The sequence below is a fragment of the Rossellomorea orangium genome, assembly GCF_019334305.1.
Lineage (GTDB): Bacteria > Bacillota > Bacilli > Bacillales > Bacillaceae_B > Rossellomorea.
Genome location: NZ_JAHWGH010000008.1, coordinates 233,704 through 252,444 on the forward strand (window position 1 = coordinate 233,704; position 18,741 = coordinate 252,444).

An 18,741-nucleotide genomic window follows, 5' to 3' on the forward strand; every position below is an offset into this window, starting at 1 on the left:
TTTTAAAAAACTCTTGAAAAACGCAACTATCTTTTGCATTATTATAAGTGTAAGGGTTTTCTAAATGCAAATTTTTTTTGCATATCTGATAATGACCTTTTCACTCCAGATTAAGAGTGGAAACAGGAGGAGCCTATGGATACAGTTGCTCTCTCCTTGTATTTAAATATTCAATCGCTTTTTATCACGTTAGGAGGAATTTTTCATGGCAGTTAGTACTCATTCGATCATCGAACAAACGGAAAAGTATGGTGCAAAGAACTATCATCCCCTACCAATCGTTATCTCAGAAGCAGAAGGTGTATGGGTCAAGGATCCTGAAGGAAATAAATATATGGATATGCTTAGTGCCTATTCGGCGGTAAACCAGGGTCACCGTCATCCAAAGATCATCCAGGCGTTAAAAGATCAGGCAGATCGTGTGACTTTGACTTCACGTGCGTTCCATAATGATCAATTGGCTCCTTGGTATGAAAAGATTTGTCAGCTGACAGGTAAAGACATGGCCCTTCCGATGAACACAGGTGCCGAGGCAGTGGAAACGGCAATCAAGACGGCTCGCCGCTGGGCATATGATGTGAAGGGTGTAGCAGAGAATAGTGCAGAAATCATCGCATGTAACGGGAATTTCCACGGAAGGACGATGACAGCTGTTTCCCTTTCTTCAGAAGAAGAATACAAGCGTGGGTTCGGTCCGATGCTTCCTGGGATCAATCTGATTCCTTACGGTGATCTTGAAGCTTTGAAAGAAGCGATCACTCCAAACACAGCAGCGTTTCTCATTGAACCGATCCAGGGTGAAGCAGGAATCGTTTTCCCACCTAAAGGGTTCATGAAAGCGGCATATGAATTATGTAAGGAAAATAACGTTCTATTCATCGCGGATGAAATCCAGGCAGGTCTTGCCCGATCTGGAAAAATGTTTGCTTGTGAGTGGGAAGATGTCGACCCTGACATGTACATCCTTGGAAAAGCACTGGGTGGGGGAGTATTCCCGATTTCATGTGTTGTGGCAGATGAAGAAGTGCTGGGCGTATTCAATCCAGGTTCACATGGATCTACTTTCGGGGGGAACCCAATGGCATGTGCCGTTTCCGTTGCATCACTGGATGTCTTGATCGATGAAGATCTTGCAGGCCGTTCTCTTCAAATGGGAGAATACTTCATGAGTAAACTTCGTGAGATAGATAATCCTATGATTAAGGAAGTTCGTGGTAGTGGATTGTTTATCGGGGTTGAACTGAATGAACCAGCCCGTAAATACTGTGAACAGCTGAAAGAAGAAGGATTGCTTTGTAAAGAAACACATGACACGGTGATTCGCTTTGCCCCGCCACTTGTCATCTCACAGGAAGACCTTGATTGGGCCATTGAGAGAATCAAGAAAGTATTGTCTTAATACGTCTTCGGGTAAAAAGATTTTTTCCTGAAACAGGTCAAAAAAAGCAGGAAAATAAAAATTATTTCTTTCCCAAGTCAATGGTTTAAGATACGGTAATATGTTACAATTACAACGTTTCAGATCACATAATAAAGAGGCGAATGTTTACAATGGGAGAAAACCTTAATCTGTTTACTTCTACACAGCATGTCATCAATGATGCTTTATCAAAGCTTGGATATACGGAAGAAATGTATGAACTTCTGAAAGAGCCGGTTCGTATGTTGACCGTACGTATCCCGGTTCGAATGGACGATGGCAGTATCAAAGTATTTACAGGCTACCGTGCTCAACATAATGATGCAGTAGGTCCTACCAAAGGTGGCGTACGATTCCATCCTGAAGTCGATGAAGAGGAAGTGAAGGCTTTATCTATGTGGATGAGCTTGAAGTGCGGCATTGTGGATCTGCCATATGGTGGAGGGAAGGGCGGGATCATCTGTGATCCGAGAACGATGTCTTTCACTGAACTGGAGAAGCTCAGTCGCGGATACGTCCGTGCCATCAGTCAGATTGTCGGTCCGACAAAGGATATCCCTGCTCCAGATGTGTACACAAACTCTCAGATCATGGCATGGATGATGGATGAATACAGCCGTCTCCGTGAGAATGATTCACCAGGATTCATTACGGGAAAACCGATTGTCCTTGGTGGTTCCCAAGGTCGTGAGAAGGCAACAGCTCAAGGTGTGACCATCTGTATTGAACAGGCAGCAAAGAAGCGTGGCATCGATATTAAAGGTGCCCGCGTCGTCATCCAGGGGTTTGGGAATGCCGGCAGTTTCTTAGCGAAGTTCATGCACGATGCAGGTGCCAAGGTAATCGCTATTTCCGATGCCCATGGTGCCCTCCATGATCCGGCCGGTCTGGATATTGATTATCTATTGGACCGCCGTGATAGCTTTGGTACGGTCACGACTTTATTTGAAAACACGATTTCGAATAAAGAATTATTGGAGCTCGAGTGTGACATCCTTGTACCTGCTGCGATTTCCAACCAGATCACGGAAGAGAATGTCTATGATATTAAAGCATCCATTGTAGTAGAAGCTGCAAACGGTCCGACTACCTTTGAAGCAACACGAATCCTGTCCGAGAGAGGAATCCTCCTTGTTCCCGACGTACTTGCAAGTGCCGGTGGAGTAACGGTTTCTTACTTCGAATGGGTTCAGAATAATCAGGGGTATTACTGGACGGAAGAAGAAGTAAACGAGAAGCTTTATGCTAAACTTGTCGAAGCTTTCAACAATGTATACGAAACATCTCAGAATCGTCGAGTGAATATGCGACTAGCCGCATACATGGTCGGCGCACGCAAAATGGCTGAAGCCTCAAGATTTAGAGGTTGGGTGTAACGATCGCATGAATCAGAGAACGTATCCTCATAATGGGTACGTTCTTTTTGCGTCTTTAAAGGAATTTAGCCAAAAATGTAGAAATGATTAAAAAGCGTTGATTTAGGGTAAGATCATTGAAATTGACATAGGGGTAGTTTCGTCGTACGATATTTATGTTCTTATGTTTAAACTGTTAAACATTTTAGATTCGGAGGGAACCAAATGTCTACTGAATTATTCATAGAGGAAGCTTCATCTGAAGCGATCGAATCCAGCCTTCAACAACATAAGCAATTTTTCAAATCTGGGGTGACAAGACCCATTGAATACAGAAAAGAACTGTTGGAGAAATTCTCCACCGTCATCAAAAATCATGAAACAGAGATAATCGATGCACTGAAAAAAGATTTAAATAAGTCAGAGATGGAAACGTATGCGACAGAGATTGGGATCCTACTGGAGGAAATTCGATTCGTTCTCAAGCATATTGACGAGTGGGCTGAACCGAAAAAAGTGAAAACAGCGAAGACCCATATCGGTTCAAAAGCGTACACGGTACCGGAGCCCTACGGAGTCACTTTGATCATCGCGCCATGGAACTATCCGATTCAGCTGGCGCTTGCACCGGTCATCGGAGCGATCGCAGCAGGGAATACCGCTATCATAAAGCCGTCAGAACTAACTCCTACCACTTCTGCATTATTGGCTCAAATGATCAACACACACTTTGACCCGAGACAGCTCTTCGTCATTGAGGGGGGAGTGGAGACGACACAGACCCTTCTGAAGCAATCGTTTGATTATATCTTTTTCACAGGGAGTGTGCCTGTTGGGAAAGTAGTCATGGAAGCTGCAGCCAAGCAGTTAATCCCTGTTACCCTTGAACTCGGAGGGAAAAGCCCTTGCATCGTGGACGAAACGGCAGATATCCCTCTTGCGGCCAAGAGGATTGCTTTCGGTAAGGTGACGAACGCAGGTCAGACCTGCATTGCTCCGGACTATCTATTCATCCATAGCAGTAAGAAGGATGAATTCATCACCGAATTTAAGAAAACGGTGATTGACTTCTATGGAACAGAACCTATGAAAAGTGATAAATTCGGTCGGATTGTAAACGAGCGGCACTTCGATCGTTTGACCAGTTATTTGGAAGATGGGGAAATCCTTCTGGGAGGAAATGTGGATTCTGCAAGTTTAAAAATAGAGCCAACCCTGATGAAGCCGAGAGATTTTTCAGTACCGGTGATGCAGGATGAAATATTCGGCCCTGTTTTTCCAATGATAGAATTTGAGGAAATTGAGGAAGTCATTGACTTTGTGACAGAACGGCCGAAACCGCTGGCATTATATTTGTTTACAAGCAATCCCATTACAGAAGAAAAGATCAACGGATCGATTTCCTACGGAGGAGGGTGTGTAAATGATACCCTCATGCACATCGTAACGCCTTATCTTCCTTTTGGTGGGGTTGGGGAAAGTGGTATCGGGAATTATCACGGTGAATCAAGTTTCTCAACCTTCTCCCACTACAAGAGCATCTTGAAACAGACGACGAAATTCGATATGAGTTTCCGATATCCTAGCGGGCGATTCGGTATGCAGATCATTAAAAAGTTGTTGAAATAAAGAAAGGTGACCCGGATGGGGTCACCTTTTGTGTGCATTTATCTCGTTGGTTCTGTATGTGGTTCTCTTTCAAGCTCTTCCGTCGGTTTGAATAACAGACCAAGGTTTATGAGACCTGCAATTCCGACTAAACCGTAAACAATACGGGATAAAGCTGCATCTTGACCACCAAAGATGGCTGCAACAAGATCAAATTGAAAGAAACCGATAAGTCCCCAGTTGACAGCACCGATGATCGTAAGAACCAATGCAATACGTTGAATTCCACTCATGTTGTTTTCCTCCTACTATTCAATGGCTCATTTATACGTTTCCCTTCGTGAACATTCCTATTCAATGTGCCCATAATAAAATTTCCTTGTGCAGTTTCTTTGCAATTTGGGGATGATATATTCGATAATAGAAAATGTGTTCAAAACATTTTGGGTAACGAAAGATGTCGGCCCTTATTAAATACAGGGAGGTAACAAACAATGAATGAATTTACTTTTTATAATCCGACTAAATTAATTTTTGGTAAAGGACAAGTAGAACAATTAAAAGAATTGGTACCTCAATATGGTAAAAAGGTGCTTGTTGTTTACGGCGGAGGCAGCATCAAACGTAATGGTCTTTATGATCAGGTCATGTCGCTCCTTAAAGGCATCGATAGTGAAGTTTTCGAATTATCAGGCGTTGAACCGAACCCGCGTCTTTCCACTGTTAGACGTGGAGTGGAAATCGCTAAAGAAAATAATATCGATTTCATCCTTGCGGTTGGTGGCGGAAGCGTCATCGATTGTACGAAAGCCATCGCAGCCGGTGCAAAATATGACGGAGATGCCTGGGATCTTGTGACGAAGAAGGCTTTTGCAAAAGAAGCTCTTCCATTCGGAACGGTTCTTACCCTTGCTGCCACTGGTTCTGAAATGAATGCCGGATCGGTCATCACGAACTGGGAAACGAATGAGAAATACGGTTGGGGAAGCCCGGTCACATTCCCGCAATTCTCGATTCTTGATCCTGAAAATACCTTCACAGTACCGAAGGATCATACAATCTATGGAATGGTTGATATGATGAGTCACGTGTTTGAGCAGTACTTCAATAATGCCACAAACACACCGCTTCAGGACCGTATGTGTGAATCGGTACTGAATACCGTTATCGAAACGGCTCCTAAGTTGATCAATGATCTTGAAAACTATGAGCTTCGCGAGACCATTTTATACTCTGGTACAATCGCACTTAACGGAATGCTGCAAATGGGATACAACGGTGACTGGGCAAGTCATAATATCGAGCATGCCGTGTCTGCTGTATATGACATCCCTCATGCAGGTGGACTTGCAATCATCTTCCCGAACTGGATGAAGCATAATCTGAAAGTGAATCCTTCTCGATTTGCTCAGCTGGCAGAACGCGTATTCAACGTCGATCCCGCTGGTAAATCGGAAGAAGAAGTGGCCCTTGAAGGAATTGATAAGCTTCGTGAATTCTGGTCAAGCCTTGGAGCTCCAACACGCCTTGCGGACTATGATATCGATGATAGCCAGATCGACCTTATGGCCGACAAAGCAATGGTGAACGGAGAATTCGGTAACTTCAACAAACTGAACAAAGAAGACGTACTTGCCATTTTGAGAGCATCACTGTAAATAAATGGGGAGGGACGGACCTCGTGAAGAGAGGTCCGTCCCTCTTTTTTAGCGGGTGTTTTGGTAAATTTAGTTAATTGGCTGGATTTGGAGTGTTTTCGGCTGGATTGTTGTAGAATTCGGCTGGTTTTCGGCTCGTTTCGGCTGGATAAGTGCACAAATCGGCTGGATTCAAACCCATTTCGGCTGAATTCCAATGTATCCGCCTTCCGAAGCTTCAACGGTTTCCCCAAGATTCCACCACTTCCACTCCGGATTCCCCATTTTCCCTTCATAAGTTCCTATAAAAGACGGTTTTCTTCCCAGTAATTAGGGGAACATAAACAGGTGAGGCAAGACATCGATAAAAAGTTTACAATGCACGCGCTTACATAAAGGGAGCTTTCTTGATTCTCTCGTCAGCTTTCGATAAAGTGAGATAGAAGAAAATAATTATTTAATCGGAGGATGGTTATGACACACATTCGTTTTGATTATTCAAAAGCGTTATCGTTTTTTGGAGAACACGAACTTACATACTTAAGTGATGCCGTGAAGGTCGCTCATCATTCACTACATGAACAAACAGGTGCAGGGAACGACTTCCTTGGTTGGATCGACCTTCCTGTAGACTATGACAAAGAGGAATTTTCCCGCATTCAAAAATCTGCTGAGAAAATTAAAAATGATTCTGACATTCTGCTTGTCATCGGTATCGGTGGATCCTACCTTGGTGCGCGTGCAGCGATTGAGATGCTGAACCACAGCTTCTATAACGCCCTGCCGAAGGAGAAACGTTCAACACCGCAAGTGTTATTCGTTGGACAAAACATCAGCTCTACCTACATGAGAGACTTAATGGATCTTCTGGATGGAAAAGACTTCTCCATCAACGTCATCTCAAAATCAGGTACAACGACAGAGCCGGCTCTTGCATTCCGTATCTTCCGCAATATGCTTGAAGAAAAGTACGGAGTGGAAGAAGCACGCAAACGCACCTATGCCACGACGGATAAGTCAAAGGGTGCCCTAAAGACATTGGCAACAGATGAAGGCTATGAAACATTTGTCGTTCCTGATGATATCGGAGGCCGTTACTCTGTGCTGACGGCAGTAGGATTGCTTCCGATTGCCGTCAGTGGAGTGGAAATCGAAACGATGATGAACGGTGCCGCACAGGCTCGCGAAGATTTCGGTAAATCGGAACTGACTGAGAATCCTGCGTATCAATACGCTGCGGTTCGTAATGTCCTTTACAACAAAGGTAAAACCATCGAAATGCTCATTAACTACGAGCCGGGACTGCAATATTTCGCGGAATGGTGGAAGCAGCTCTTCGGAGAAAGTGAAGGGAAAGACCAGAAGGGGATTTATCCTTCATCTGCAAACTTTTCTACGGATCTTCATTCCCTTGGACAATATGTTCAGGAAGGACGCCGTGATATTTTTGAAACAGCCATCAAAGTTTCAGAGCCACGTCATGAGCTGAAAATTGAGAAAGCAGACAGTGATTTGGATGGATTAAACTATCTTGCTGGTGAGACAGTGGATTTTGTGAACAATAAAGCGTTCGAAGGGACACTGCTGGCACATACAGATGGAGGGGTTCCGAACCTGATTGTAGAGATCCCTGCCATGGATGCATACACATTCGGTTACCTTGTGTACTTCTTCGAGAAAGCATGCGCTATGAGCGGATATCTTCTTGGAGTGAATCCATTTGATCAGCCGGGAGTGGAAGCGTATAAAGTGAATATGTTTGCACTTCTTGGAAAACCTGGTTTCGAAGAGAAGAAAGCTGAGCTTGAAAAACGCCTTAAATAATAAAGAAAGAGCACCCGAGTGGAAACTCGGTGCTCTTTTTACATTTTTCTTTCGCTTTGGGAGAAACTATCCCTAAAAGAAAGGGGATGCATCCATGTGATTGAGCTTTCATCGACGATTGAAGGAAAACATTATCAACTGTATAAACTTGAACAGCTATTAAAGCCGCTTGGATATTCGATCGGCGGGAATTGGGATTATGATCACGGCTATTTTGATTATAAAATTGATGACGAAGTCGGCTATCAATTTTTAAGAGTGCCGTTTACCTCTGTAGACGGTCAGTTGGATTCAAGAGGCGCTACCGTTGAATTCGGAAAACCGTTCCTTCTTTCCCATAAATATCAGATAGGATTGGATGACTTCGCGTCAACGGGCAGTTTCTCTGGTTCCGTCAATCAATTCTCAGAGCCCCAGGATCCCGATGCGAGCTTTCCAGAAGAGTATGTTGCCGTAGGGAAAGAACTCGTCAAAGAACTTGAGAATACGCTGTTTTCTAATTAGAAATCACAAGCAGCTCGTCTGATGCTTCAACGAGAGTCGTTAAAGGAGGATTCACGGATGTGTTTTCTCCTTTTTTTATGCCCAGAAGGATGATGTTGTTCTTGAGTAGGTGTCCACTAAGAGAGTGGAAGTTTTCATTGATGTACTCATCTGCAACAGGAATCAGCTTCAGATTATTTCCTTTAAGATGATTCAATAGCTTTAGGATCGTTTTGGACATTCCTTGAGATATGATGCTGTTCATCATCACATAGCTTGTCTGCATATTGGTCTGGATGACTTCATCCGCACCTGCCCGCTTCGCATTTGCCACTTGATCCTTTTGAAGGATCTCCACCACTGTATACAATTCGGGATGATTTCCTTTAATGGCAAGGAGCGTCAAGACGGAATTCATATCTGATGTCATCTCATCTTTATTTTGATCGGCTGTGATGATGGCAATTGATGCTTCATACAAATTGACTTTCTTCAGGATGGCGTCCTTGAAAGGAGTCCCCTTTACAAAATGGATATGATGATTGTTATAGGGGTTCTTTTGAAGGGTTTCATCGACCAGGATAATATCACAGGAAGACTGAAGGGAGGTCAGTTGATTGATCACTTCCCGTGCCCGTTCATTCCACCCTACAATCACGACATGTTCTTTTCCTTTATATGTGGCCTTTCCTTCCAGATAGGCATTCTGAGTCATGACGGTTTCCGCTGCCAGTGTGACGAAATAGGTTGAAAGGAAACCTGCACCAACCAGGATGAGCACAATTCCAAGCAATCGCCCCTCCCATGTTAATGGAACGAAATCTCCGTAACCTACAGTAGACGTCGTAATGATGGCCCACCAGATCCCGTCGAATAAAGAAGGGAAAGTATCAGGTTCTATAAAATGAATGATGGTGCCAAATGACAGCATCAGCGTGATGGCAATCATGAATATACGTATAACTAAAGGCCAGCGCAAGAACCCATGAAACAATTGCTGTACCATTCTACCAGCTCCTTTTTCATCTGCACTGACCATTATTTCCTTTTCAGGTTCGTCTCATAACTATTGAAGCCATTCTTTCTTCAATAAGCTGTACATATTGGCATCATAGGCATGGCCATCTTGGAGAATATATTCCCTCAGAAGCCCTTCCTGCTTGAAACCAAGCTTTTCAACCACTCTTGAAGAAGCTTTGTTATAAGGGACGATAACCGCTCCGACGCGGTTCATTCCTTTATCCGAAAAGAGATAGCTGATGAGCGGGGAGAGTGCTTCTCCCATGATTCCTCTGCCCCATTGATCGGGTGTCAGATCGTATCCGATCTCGCAGCGTTTATATGCCTTGGATATGGCGTGGAACCCGCATGTCCCGATCATCTTGTCATCCTGTTTTTCAACAATGGCAAAGCGCATCGGACCACCTGATTCCAAATGTTTTTCATAGTTTTCCACCATGCTGACCGCTACATCTTTTGAATCGATCGGACTCATCCCGAAATAGGCAAGGACCTCTTCGGAAGTATAGAGCTCGTATAAGAAATCAACGTCACCCATGGTGATTTGTCTTAGAATCAATCTCTCTGTTTCAAATACTGGGTATTTTCCCAAAATTATCAACTCCTTGTGAAAGAAAGTATATCATGGAATGATTATTGGAGGAGCAGAAAGTTTCATGGATTTCCTTTTCATTAGAAATCAATTTGGTGAGGAAGTATCGTGAAGGATATTACTCCAGAAAAAAATAAAAGCCCCTGTCTGGTTGGACAGAGACGATCTCATGTGAAATTTATTCCCGAAGATTGTGCGTCTTTTCTTTCTGCCATTGGGAGTCTCTCACATTTATTAAAAGAGAACGATTCAACTCGGAAACGGACGTTTGACCGGAGAGGGCAAGTGTCAAATCAAGATCGGCCAGGACATTCCGGATCACATCTTTCACCCCTTGCTCTCCGGCGAGGGTCAGACCATACATATAGGGTCTCCCCAGGAGAATCGCACTTGCGCCCAGGGCCAGTGCTTTTACCACATCCGCTCCACGTCTGATTCCACTGTCAAATAGGATGGGGATTCGTCCGTTCACAACCTGACTAATCAGGGGCAATGTGTCTAAGGCACCGATAGCACCATCTACCTGTCTGCCGCCGTGATTCGAGACGATGATCCCATCGATCCCGTGTTCTATGGCAAGCTGAGCATCTTCAGGGTGAAGGATTCCTTTCAGGAGGATCGGCAGACTGGTATGTTCCCTGAGAAACCCGAGGTCTTCCCATGTCAGGGCAGCATTGCCAAATACCCTTGCCCAAAGTGCCGCTGCTGCCTTCTTATCCTTCTCTGGGGGATCTTTCAGCATGGAACGGAAGGCTGGATCTTTGACGTAATTCCCGACGCCTTCCCCCCATAGGAATGGAAGATATGTGTTTTCAAGATCTGATTCACGCCATGCCATCATCGGGGCGTCCAACGTTACGACGATGGCAGAGTATCCGGCTGATTCTGCCCTCTTGATCATGCTGGCTGCAATCTCCGGCTCCCTGCTCCAGTACAGCTGGAACCATCTCGTGGCGTCACCCATGACGGCAGCGATTTCTTCCAAAGAAAAGGTAGAGGCGGAGCTTGCAATGAACGGAACATTCATGGAAGCTGCCGCACGGGCAGATGCCAGTTCCCCGTCCGGATGAACAATGGATTGCACACCGATGGGAGCAAGCATAAGAGGGGATGGGAAGGTTTCTCCCAATAGTGTCACACTGAGGTCACGATTTTCCGTGTTCCTCAGCATGCGGGGGACAATCTGCCAGCTCTCTAGAGCATGTCTGTTGGCACGCATCGTCTCTTCGCCACCGGCACCACCCGCTACATAATAAAAAGGGCCGTCCTCAAGCTTTTCCCTGGCCAGTCGTTCCATTTCCTCAAACCGGAATGAAATGGAGGGACGGACCTTTCCTTGATAAATTTCATTTTGGGCTGTATTTCCATATTGATTCATTGAATTCGTCTCCTTTCTATATGTGCCGCGGGGGTGCGAATAGAAAAAGGAAGCGTATGTCATCGGCGGGCTGTCCTTTTATAAGAAAATCGTATCGTCATTATACAGAATAGTCAATCAATTAAAAAGAGGAGAAGTCCGATCCAATAGACCGGACTCCTCCGTTTATATTCCAACCTGCTCCTCAATTGCATCCAACTTCTTTTCAAGCTCATCAGACACGGTCGTTACTTCTTCCCGTTTCTTGGATTCCAGGTCATTCATGTAATTTCTGATTTTCTCCTGACGTTCGTCGAAAAGGGAAGAGATGGCCTCCCGTTTCTCCGAATCAATCAGTTTCTCATTTTCCAGGCGATTGAGTGTTTGTGTCAGCCTGTTTTGTTCATTTTGCCGCATGCTTTGATAAGTGGAGAAGATTTCCCTTATCGCATTATAATGGTCAACCGTCGTCCATACATTGTCGCTGAACCTGTTGACGACCCACCATCTCCACGTATTTTTATCGATCGCTTCTTTCCAAACATTTTCAATCTCAGATAGTTGCTGTTTCGTTTTGACGGAAGAGTATTCTCCACCGCCGGCTTTGGCGACTTTCTTAAGTTGCTCATCTGCTTCAGTGTCCACATCGAATCCGATGATGTTGATTTTGACATTGGTGTTATCAGCCTTCACCTTTTGAGCTGCCTTCACTGGATCGCCTTCACAGGTTTCTATCCCATCGCTCACCACGTAGATGAAGTTCTCCGTATTTTCGTCACTTAGGGAAGAAAGTTGTTCGTTGGCTAATTCAATACTCGCTGCAAGCGGAGTCCAGCCCCTGGGATCGAATTTCGACAGTGATTGTGAGAAAGCGGATCCGTCATAGGGCTGCAGTGGGTAAAATGATTCAACGGCCTGACATGACATCTCTTTGTCTGAATCACTTCCTGTCCCCTTGTGTCCGAACGCAATTAGGGAAACATTCACGGATCCGGGAAGTTCCTTTGCGAGACGATCCAGGCTTTCCTTGGCAAGGGACATCTTGCTTTCACCGTCCACCTCGGCTTTCATGCTTCCGCTAGAATCGATCAATAAAGCGACATTCACCTTTTTGTCTTTTTTCTGGGTGATTTCATCCATTTCGATGTCCTGCAGAAGCCTGCCATCGGGTAATTTCATTTCCTCGTACACAACCTTATAATCTGTAAGCTCTGAGGCAATGTCTCCATATCCGGTCTGGAGGTTAGAGAGGATGGAGTGTGCCCACTCCTGTTCAGTCCATTTCTCTGTTCCTTCTTTGCCGGCGAGTTCCATATAATCATCGATGGCTTTCCCGGTGGCATCCTTATATGCTTTGGGTTCTTTGGCCCAGCTTTTCTTTTCTATGTATTTTTGATAGAGTTCTCCCGGGTTTGCATTAATCCATTCTTCAGGGAGAGTTCCTGCTACATCGACTTTCTTTGATGAGGTGGTCGATTTCCCGGGCTCCTGTGCGGATTTATCCTTGGTGGATGCCTTTTCTGAAGCATCCTGACATCCCGTTAAAAGGATGAAGAGGAGAAATAAGAGGAATAATGGTCTCAATTGTTTCATAACTTTCGCCTTCTTTCTCTGACATTCTACAGCGTTCTATTTTATCCAAAAATTTACTTTTTATCTACTACCCTTTGGACCAGGACGATAAACCCAATTTGCAGGGGTGAGTGGCTGTTACAAATTGATGCTACTTAAAAAGATAAACATAAAAAAAGGCGCCCTTATCGTAAATAAGGACGCCTTTTTTATGTATTCGGTATGGAGCATAGCGGGATCGAACCGCTGACCTTTTGGCTGCCAGCGAACGTTGAGTTATTAAATACGTTTAAATAAGTCAATTTAGGTCGTTTTAATGTAAAAGAATTTACGGAAAAACCCCATTAAATAATCAAATGTGTGCTTTTGTGAACTTTTATGGTAATGTGCGTGGTCATTTTTAAAATAAAGCTATACCTAAATAGAAATGGTTCTTTTCTTAGGGATTGTTGCTTTAAAAGAACAAAGGAATTTTATGGTACTATATATAAAAAGAGTTTTTTCTGGAGGTAATAACAATTGAAATATGACGTAATTATCATTGGAGGGGGGCAGGCGGGGCTTTCAATGGGGTACTACTTGAAGAAGAGTAGTCTTTCTTACCTCATCTTGGATGAATTGTCTGAGATTGGCGAGGTGTGGAAAAATCGATATGATTCTTTACAGTTGTTTACTCCTTCTTATTTTAGCTCACTTCCAGGTTTTAATCTTGATTCAGATTCATATCCTACCAAGGATGATGTTGCTGATTACTTAAAGCAATATGTAAAGAGATTCTCACTCCCATTACAGATGAACACTAAGGTCAATAGATTATTTTTAATTAATGGTGAATTCGTAATAGAAACCAATCAAGGTTCAATAAAGGCTAATAATGTTGTAGTGGCAACAGGACCTTTTCAAAAACCTTACATCCCTGATTTTTCATCGCTTATGTCTAAAGAGGTCTTACAAATTCATTCGTCAGAATACAAAAATCCAAGCCAATTAAAACCAGGGACAGCTCTAGTTGTAGGTGGAGGAAATTCCGGTGCCCAAATTGCTGATGAGTTATCAAAAGATAGGAAAGTATTTTTATCTGTCGGACATAAAATGGTGTTTTTGCCACAAGATGTTGGCAATAAAAGCATCTTTTGGTATTTGGATAAATTAGGAGTGTATAAAGCCAGTCATAATTCTCTGTTCGGAAAAATGTTAAAAAAGAGGCCAGACCCTATTTTTGGTTATAGGTTGAAAAGGTTAATTAAGAATGGAACTATAACATTAAAACCACGAGCCATTTCTTCTGAAAAAAATCTCATACTATTCGAAGACAAAACTCAAATAAAAGTAGATAATGTAGTCTGGGCAACCGGGTATAAACCAGATTACAACTGGATAGAGCTTAATGAAATATTCAACGATAAAGGATTTCCGACCCATAATAGGGGTGTAACTTCCCAAAAAGGGTTATTCTTTTTAGGGTTACCCTGGCAACATAATAGAAGTTCTGTTTTGATTCAGGGAGTAGGGGAAGATGCTAGTTATATATATACCCAACTAAAAGAATCAAATTCATAATGTTTATTCAGAAAGTCATTCCATAATGGAATGACTTTCTGCTTGTAGACAAAGTCTAAGAATTAGACCAAGTCTACAAGCTTTTTTGTATAATGGAATGGAATCGATTATTTTGTGGGGGATATAAAAGGTTATCAAAACACGTTGAGGATGGAAGAAATCAAATTGAAATGGTTGCGTTGGACCAACTTGTTCCAGAGGATCATCTAGTTAGGAAGGTTGAACAAGCGATTGACTTTAAATTTATTTATGTCCTGGTAAAAGATAAGTATTGTTTAGTGCCAAGCCGTTCCTGCCGCTACTGAAAAAGGCATCTCTTTTATTGCAGATCATTAGCTCTTTCCAATTGGTCGATTGCTGATGAAATTAGTAGGCTCGTCCCAATTAATACACCTCAAGTAATCAGCCACAATTCATGCTTCATAAGGATGACTGCCCGTTCCAGATGGAAGATCCATTTAACCACCCCAATTCTTTTTATAAACAGGGTTTCAGCAGCACTGGCTCTCAAAAGTATCAGTGTAAATCTTGTAAGAAAAAGACATCATTAACCCCTAAAAGAGAAGAATCCATTACATACAATCAAAAGAGACATGACCTTAAACTGACGTGTCAGGTTTGTAAAAAAACACTTATTGCGAGAATTGGGATTCCCCAATTCTTTTTTCATTCAAGCTGATACTTGAATGAGGGGATGGATAAAGGGTATACTATATTCAAGTAAAGGTTTGAATGAAAAAGAGGTGGGAATATGAAAAAAATACTTACGAGATCTATTGCTATGACGAAGAAAAGATCAATCGATTACAACAGGATTTCAGACAGTAGATATCCCTAGTGTTTGCATAAAATGTTCAAAAGTTTGTGTTGAAACACAGGAAAGAGGAGGTTGAAAAATGATAACAACTATACTTACAGCCGCAGCTATTTATGTAGCAACTGGTATTGATTACCTTGTTATTTTAATTCTATTATTTTCACAAATTAAAAAAGGACAGGCAAAACATATTTGGTTAGGAAAGTATATTGGAACGATAATTGTTATAGGAGCAAGTCTTTTAGTTGCTTTTGGTGTTACTAACCTAATTCCTCAACAATGGGCTATAGGACTACTTGGGCTTTTACCAATTTACTTAGGTATAAAGATATGGATTAAGGGCGACGAGGATGATGAAGGCAACATTTTATCGTTATTTTCCTCAGGTAGGTTTAATCAATTATTTGTAACGGTCACTTTTATTGTATTGTCTTCCAGTGCAGATGATTTTTCCATTTATGTACCGTATTTCACAACATTAAACGTGACTGAAATTATTGTCTCTATCATTACTTTTTTAATTATGATTGGAATTTTACTCTATGTCGGATATCGTTTAGCCAACTTGGATTTCATATCGGAAAAAATTGAAAAGTATCAACGTTGGATTGTTCCAATTGTCTTCATAGGATTAGGAATTTATATTATGTTTGAAAATAGAACATTTAATGCCCTATTCACATTCCTGTTTTAATAAATAGTTGTACTAGTTAACAAGACAAAAGCATTAAGAAATGATTTGTATGAGATTCACTTGAATGTAATGGCGAAGAATGTGTATACTTTATTCAAGCGGACATTTGAATGAATGAGGTGAGAATATGAGTAAAGCTACTTGTGAAATCTATTGCTATGACGAAGAAAAGGTGAATCGTATACAAGGAGATTTAAAAACAGTGGATATTTCTAGTGTTGCCCAAATGTTAAAAGTGATTGCTGATGAAAATAGGGCAAAAATCACCTATGCTCTCTGCCAAGATGAAGAGCTTTGTGTATGTGATATCGCGAATATCGTAGGTGTTACTGTCGCAAATGCCTCCCATCATTTGAGAAAACTTCATAAACAAGGTGTCGTTAAGTTTCGAAAAGAGGGAAAACTCGCATTTTATTCGTTAGATGATGAACATATCAAGCAGATAATGATGCTCTCATTAGCCCATAAAAAGGAGGGGAAAGGTAATGTCTGAACAAGTAAAAGTCAATGAACAAGAGTCAAAAACATTCCGTGTTCAAGGATTCACCTGTACTGACTGTGCTAAAACGTTCGAAACGAACGTGAAACACCTGGATGGTGTTTCGGATGCGAAAGTTAATTTTGGTGCTTCTAAAATTACGGTTACGGGCAATACAACCATTGACGCACTTGAAAAGGCAGGTGCTTTTGAAAACTTGAAATTACGAGACGAAAATGAAAAAAAGGTAGAACGTGAACCTTTTTGGAAGCAAAAAGAAAATATTAAAGTCTATATTTCAGCGATATTGCTTGTAATTAGTTGGTTTTTAGGAGAGCAATTAGGGGAAGAACATTTTCTTCCGACGATTGGTTATGCAGCATCCATTTTAATTGGTGGATATTCGCTATTCATTAAAGGTCTTAAAAATCTAAGTCGGTTAAAGTTTGATATGAATACATTAATGACCATCGCCATTATAGGAGCTGCAATCATTGGTGAATGGGGTGAAGGGGCAACGGTAGTTATTCTCTTTGCCGTCAGCGAAGCCTTAGAACGATATTCAATGGATAAAGCTCGGCAGTCTATTGAATCATTGATGGATATTGCTCCAAAAGAAGCGTTAATTCGTCGTGGAAATGAAGAAATGATGGTCCATGTTGAGGGTATTCAAGTGGACGATATTATGATCGTAAAGCCTGGGCAAAAATTAGCGATGGATGGAGTGGTCATTAAAGGCACTTCTACTCTAAATCAGGCTGCGATTACAGGAGAAAGTGTTCCAGTAACGAAAACGATTGATGATGAAGTCTTTGCAGGCACCTTGAATGAAGAGGGATTGCTCGAAGTTAAAGTAACGAAACGAGTGGAAGATACTACATTATCGAAAATCATTCATTTGGTGGAAGAGGCTCAAGCAGAACGAGCACCTTCTCAAGCGTTTGTCGATAAATTTGCAAAATACTATACACCAGCTATTGTGATTCTGGCATTCTTAATTGCAGTTATTCCTCCGTTATTCGGCGGTGATTGGAGCGAATGGATTTATCAAGGATTAGCTGTATTAGTGGTTGGTTGTCCATGTGCACTGGTTGTTTCAACTCCAGTTGCCGTGGTTACCGCAATAGGAAATGCAGCAAGAAATGGTGTTTTGATTAAAGGTGGTATTTATTTAGAAGAAGCAGGAGCCCTTAAAGCCATTGCTTTTGATAAAACAGGAACATTAACAAAAGGTGTACCTGCTGTTACCGACATCATAAACTTTGGTGAAAATGATAATGATTTATTGTTAATCACAGCAGCGATTGAAAAAGGTTCACAGCATCCTCTTGCTTCAGCTATTATGCGAAAAGCAGAAGAAAAAGGATTGAAATTCAATGATGTATCGGTCGATGATTTCCAATCTATTACAGGTAAAGGTGTAAAAGCAAAAGTAAATAACCAAATGTATTATGTAGGAAGTCCGAACCTTTTTGAGGAATTGCATGGAAGCATTTCTAGTGATAGAAAAGAAAAAATTGCGGAGATGCAGACACAAGGCAAAACAGTGATGGTGTTAGGAACAGAAAAAGAAATTCTTTCGTTCATTGCCGTAGCCGATGAAATGAGGGAATCATCTAAAGAAGTCATCGGCAAGTTGAATAATATGGGTATTGATACCGTGATGCTGACAGGTGACAATCAAAGGACAGCAAAAGCAATTGGAAAACAAGTCGGTGTTTCGGATATTAAAGCTGATTTACTGCCAGAAGATAAATTGAATTTCATTAAAGAATTTCGAAGAAAATACCAAAGTGTCGCAATGGTTGGAGATGGCGTGAATGATGCACCAGCTCTTGCTGCTTCCACTGTTGGTATAGCAATGGGTGGAGCTGGGACTGATACAGCACTAGAAACGGCTGATATTGCGTTAATGTCTGATGATTTAAGAAAATTGCCATATACGATTAAATTAAGCCGTAAGGCTTTAGCAATCATCAAGCAAAACATTACCTTCTCTTTAGCGATTAAATTAGTTGCATTACTGTTAGTTATGCCTGGATGGCTTACATTGTGGATCGCGATCTTTGCAGACATGGGAGCTACGTTGTTGGTGACCCTTAACAGTTTGCGGTTACTAAAAGTAAAGGAATAAAAATAAGATATGGCAAGAGAAAACACTGTTTGTTTCTCTTGCTTTATTATTATAGTGCTAGTCTTATTCAAGGGGCTTTAATGGAATAACGCATAATATAAAAGAGGAGCTGCAATCCCGTTGCAGCTCCTCTTTTATGTGCAGTTTTTCATTCGTTTTCCCCTTCAAAATTGCTTGCAAAAGACTTTGT

The 18,741-nt window shown here is 42.0% G+C and carries 15 protein-coding genes and 1 pseudogene; 11 read left to right on the forward strand and 5 right to left on the reverse strand.

All coding sequences use genetic code 11. The features are described from left to right. Positions 1 to 205: 205 nt before the first annotated feature. The 3 genes from KYJ26_RS04720 (at position 206) to KYJ26_RS04730 (ending at position 4,404) form a co-directional block, all read left to right on the forward strand. Positions 206 to 1,399, forward strand: coding sequence for an ornithine--oxo-acid transaminase (locus tag KYJ26_RS04720; RefSeq protein ID WP_219166251.1), 1,194 nt, complete (start codon positions 206 to 208; stop codon positions 1,397 to 1,399). A 152-nt stretch (positions 1,400 to 1,551) separates the two neighbouring features. Continuing rightward, positions 1,552 to 2,796 (forward strand): Glu/Leu/Phe/Val family dehydrogenase, encoded by a 1,245-nt coding sequence (locus KYJ26_RS04725; protein WP_219166252.1) that lies wholly within the window; start codon positions 1,552 to 1,554, stop codon positions 2,794 to 2,796. A gap of 204 nt (positions 2,797 to 3,000) precedes the next feature. After that, on the forward strand, positions 3,001 to 4,404 hold the full coding sequence (locus KYJ26_RS04730) for an aldehyde dehydrogenase (protein WP_219166253.1): 1,404 nt from the start codon (positions 3,001 to 3,003) through the stop codon (positions 4,402 to 4,404). Positions 4,405 to 4,442: 38 nt separating this feature from the next. Here the strand turns inward: KYJ26_RS04730 and KYJ26_RS04735 are convergent, their stop codons facing one another. Next, positions 4,443 to 4,676 (reverse strand): DUF378 domain-containing protein, encoded by a 234-nt coding sequence (locus KYJ26_RS04735; RefSeq protein WP_098350129.1) that lies wholly within the window; start codon positions 4,674 to 4,676, stop codon positions 4,443 to 4,445. A 201-nt stretch (positions 4,677 to 4,877) separates the two neighbouring features. On the opposite strand from KYJ26_RS04735, the gene KYJ26_RS04740 reads away from it, so the two are divergent. The 3 genes from KYJ26_RS04740 to KYJ26_RS04750 all read left to right on the forward strand — a co-directional run bounded on the left by KYJ26_RS04740 (position 4,878) and on the right by KYJ26_RS04750 (position 8,348). Further along, entirely contained in the window at positions 4,878 to 6,041 is a 1,164-nt protein-coding gene (locus KYJ26_RS04740; RefSeq protein WP_219166254.1) for an iron-containing alcohol dehydrogenase, read from the forward strand. Positions 6,042 to 6,494: 453 nt separating this feature from the next. Beyond that, positions 6,495 to 7,844 carry a glucose-6-phosphate isomerase gene (locus KYJ26_RS04745; RefSeq protein ID WP_219166255.1) on the forward strand — a complete coding sequence of 450 codons (1,350 nt, stop codon included), beginning with the start codon at positions 6,495 to 6,497 and terminating at the stop codon, positions 7,842 to 7,844. 96 nt (positions 7,845 to 7,940) lie between these two features. After that, on the forward strand, positions 7,941 to 8,348 hold the full coding sequence (locus KYJ26_RS04750; RefSeq protein WP_219166256.1) for a YugN-like family protein: 408 nt from the start codon (positions 7,941 to 7,943) through the stop codon (positions 8,346 to 8,348). Here the strand turns inward: KYJ26_RS04750 and KYJ26_RS04755 are convergent. The 4 genes from KYJ26_RS04755 to KYJ26_RS04770 form a co-directional block, all read right to left on the reverse strand. Further along, on the reverse strand, positions 8,341 to 9,333 hold the full coding sequence (locus KYJ26_RS04755; RefSeq protein WP_219166257.1) for a potassium channel family protein: 993 nt from the start codon (positions 9,331 to 9,333) through the stop codon (positions 8,341 to 8,343). The two genes, KYJ26_RS04750 and KYJ26_RS04755, sit on opposite strands and share 8 nt — an antisense overlap. Before the next feature lie 60 nt (positions 9,334 to 9,393). Continuing rightward, positions 9,394 to 9,939 (reverse strand): GNAT family N-acetyltransferase, encoded by a 546-nt coding sequence (locus tag KYJ26_RS04760; RefSeq protein ID WP_219166258.1) that lies wholly within the window; start codon positions 9,937 to 9,939, stop codon positions 9,394 to 9,396. A 178-nt stretch (positions 9,940 to 10,117) separates the two neighbouring features. Next, positions 10,118 to 11,317, reverse strand: coding sequence for a lactate 2-monooxygenase (locus KYJ26_RS04765; RefSeq protein WP_219166259.1), 1,200 nt, complete (start codon positions 11,315 to 11,317; stop codon positions 10,118 to 10,120). Between the two features lie 165 nt (positions 11,318 to 11,482). After that, positions 11,483 to 12,889 carry a vWA domain-containing protein gene (locus KYJ26_RS04770; protein ID WP_219166260.1) on the reverse strand — a complete coding sequence of 469 codons (1,407 nt, stop codon included), beginning with the start codon at positions 12,887 to 12,889 and terminating at the stop codon, positions 11,483 to 11,485. 498 nt (positions 12,890 to 13,387) lie between these two features. On the opposite strand from KYJ26_RS04770, the gene KYJ26_RS04775 reads away from it, so the two are divergent. The 5 genes and pseudogenes from KYJ26_RS04775 (at position 13,388) to KYJ26_RS04795 (ending at position 18,551) form a co-directional block, all read left to right on the forward strand. Next, positions 13,388 to 14,428, forward strand: coding sequence for a flavin-containing monooxygenase (locus KYJ26_RS04775; RefSeq protein WP_198257890.1), 1,041 nt, complete (start codon positions 13,388 to 13,390; stop codon positions 14,426 to 14,428). A 92-nt stretch (positions 14,429 to 14,520) separates the two neighbouring features. Beyond that, positions 14,521 to 14,700, forward strand: a pseudogene (locus tag KYJ26_RS24325) (hypothetical protein); the annotation flags it as partial. 624 nt (positions 14,701 to 15,324) lie between these two features. After that, on the forward strand, positions 15,325 to 15,939 hold the full coding sequence (locus KYJ26_RS04785) for a CadD family cadmium resistance transporter (RefSeq protein WP_159362715.1): 615 nt from the start codon (positions 15,325 to 15,327) through the stop codon (positions 15,937 to 15,939). Positions 15,940 to 16,066: 127 nt separating this feature from the next. Continuing rightward, positions 16,067 to 16,432, forward strand: a complete 366-nt coding sequence (locus KYJ26_RS04790) for an ArsR/SmtB family transcription factor (RefSeq protein WP_198257889.1) — start codon at positions 16,067 to 16,069, stop codon at positions 16,430 to 16,432. Then, on the forward strand, positions 16,425 to 18,551 hold the full coding sequence (locus KYJ26_RS04795) for a heavy metal translocating P-type ATPase (protein ID WP_159362713.1): 2,127 nt from the start codon (positions 16,425 to 16,427) through the stop codon (positions 18,549 to 18,551). Before KYJ26_RS04790 ends, KYJ26_RS04795 begins: the two co-directional genes overlap by 8 nt. The last annotated feature ends 190 nt before the right edge of the window (positions 18,552 to 18,741 follow it).

Bases quoted from the DNA above. Each gene is read 5' to 3' on its own strand.
- KYJ26_RS04720 (WP_219166251.1), top strand. From the start codon at position 206: ATGGCAGTTAGTACTCATTCGATCATCGAACAAACGGAAAAGTATGGT.
- KYJ26_RS04725 (WP_219166252.1), top strand. From the start codon at position 1,552: ATGGGAGAAAACCTTAATCTGTTTACTTCTACACAGCATGTCATCAAT.
- KYJ26_RS04730 (WP_219166253.1), top strand. From the start codon at position 3,001: ATGTCTACTGAATTATTCATAGAGGAAGCTTCATCTGAAGCGATCGAA.
- KYJ26_RS04735 (WP_098350129.1), bottom strand. From the start codon at position 4,676: ATGAGTGGAATTCAACGTATTGCATTGGTTCTTACGATCATCGGTGCT.
- KYJ26_RS04740 (WP_219166254.1), top strand. From the start codon at position 4,878: ATGAATGAATTTACTTTTTATAATCCGACTAAATTAATTTTTGGTAAA.
- KYJ26_RS04745 (WP_219166255.1), top strand. From the start codon at position 6,495: ATGACACACATTCGTTTTGATTATTCAAAAGCGTTATCGTTTTTTGGA.
- KYJ26_RS04755 (WP_219166257.1), bottom strand. From the start codon at position 9,333: ATGGTACAGCAATTGTTTCATGGGTTCTTGCGCTGGCCTTTAGTTATA.
- KYJ26_RS04765 (WP_219166259.1), bottom strand. From the start codon at position 11,317: ATGAATCAATATGGAAATACAGCCCAAAATGAAATTTATCAAGGAAAG.
- KYJ26_RS04770 (WP_219166260.1), bottom strand. From the start codon at position 12,889: ATGAAACAATTGAGACCATTATTCCTCTTATTTCTCCTCTTCATCCTT.
- KYJ26_RS04785 (WP_159362715.1), top strand. From the start codon at position 15,325: ATGATAACAACTATACTTACAGCCGCAGCTATTTATGTAGCAACTGGT.
- KYJ26_RS04790 (WP_198257889.1), top strand. From the start codon at position 16,067: ATGAGTAAAGCTACTTGTGAAATCTATTGCTATGACGAAGAAAAGGTG.
- KYJ26_RS04795 (WP_159362713.1), top strand. From the start codon at position 16,425: ATGTCTGAACAAGTAAAAGTCAATGAACAAGAGTCAAAAACATTCCGT.